Consider the following 247-nt stretch of genomic DNA (forward strand, 5'->3'; position numbering starts at 1 on the left):
CTCTATAAGTGCTCCCCAAGATTCGACTAAAGGTAGCTCCGCCAGTTCTTTAAGCTCTTGTTTATCCAAACAACCTGTGAACACCGCCCCCATGATGCGTGTTAACGGCCATTCTGGATAAGGTCTTTCACATAGAATGATCTCATCTCCAGCACCGATATCCCCCTCTTCCAATACACGGAAATTCCAGCCAGTTCTTAGCGTATCTTGCAGCCTTCTTGCCATATCATTTTGATCGAATCTCTCG

The 247-nt window shown here is 46.2% G+C and carries 1 protein-coding gene; it reads right to left on the reverse strand.

What is annotated here, in order from left to right; all coding sequences use genetic code 11:
- A partial coding sequence (locus tag JFU56_RS22655; protein WP_242066060.1) for an MOSC domain-containing protein occupies window positions 1–247 on the reverse strand: 247 nt, incomplete at both ends.

The organism is Moritella sp. F3 (assembly GCF_015082335.1).
GTDB lineage: Bacteria > Pseudomonadota > Gammaproteobacteria > Enterobacterales > Moritellaceae > Moritella.